This window comes from Kocuria sp. CPCC 205263 (assembly GCF_040981075.1).
Classification (GTDB): Bacteria; Actinomycetota; Actinomycetes; order Actinomycetales; family Micrococcaceae; genus Kocuria; species Kocuria rosea.
Genome location: NZ_JAVKPV010000049.1, coordinates 1 through 689, shown reverse-complemented (window position 1 = coordinate 689; position 689 = coordinate 1). Strand labels below are relative to the sequence as shown.

Here is a 689-nt window from a genome sequence, read left to right as displayed (position 1 = left end):
CTGCCCAACAGCAGGTGCGTGGATGGCTCCAGGCTCGCGTGCACGCACAGTGGTGGGCTGACCCCGTTTGGTAGGTCCGGTGGTTGTGTGAGTCGTCCTGTTGCCCGGGGGTCCGGGCAGTGAGACTGGTCAGATCATGACGAACAGCAGGAAGCGTCACACCTCGGAGCAGGTCGTCCGTAAGCTCGGGCAGGCCGACAGGATGCTCGCGGGCGGTAGCGACATCGCCGGGGTGTGTCGAGAGCTCGGAGTGTCCGAGCAGACGTACTACCGGTGGCGGAACCAGTACGGCGGGCTGAAGGCCGACGACGCGAAGCGGCTGAAGGAGCTCGAGAAGCAGAACGCCACGCTCAAGCGGCTGCTCGCCGAGGCAGAGCTCGAGAAGGCCGCGCTCAAGGAGCTGGCTGAGGGAAACTTCTAGGCCCGGGCAGGCGCCGCGCCGCCGTCGACCACCTCAAGCGCAAGCTGCGGGTGAGCGAACGAATGGCGTGCCGTCTGGCCGGGCTGAGCAGGTCCGCATACCGTCGCCCGCTCCAGGGTGAGACGACAGCCGACCCGGACCTGGCGTTGCGGGACTGGCTGCGGGCGTATGCGAAGAAGCACCCGCGGTGGGGATACCGCAGGGCCTACCACGATGCCCGCGGCGAGGGGTGGGTCGTGAACCACAAGAAGATCCAACGGCTCTGGCG

1 pseudogene is annotated in these 689 nt (G+C 67.5%); it reads left to right on the top strand.

From position 1 onward, the window contains the following. Positions 1-136: 136 nt before the first annotated feature. Positions 137-689 (top strand): annotated as a pseudogene (locus RF647_RS19060) (IS3-like element ISAar43 family transposase); the annotation flags it as partial.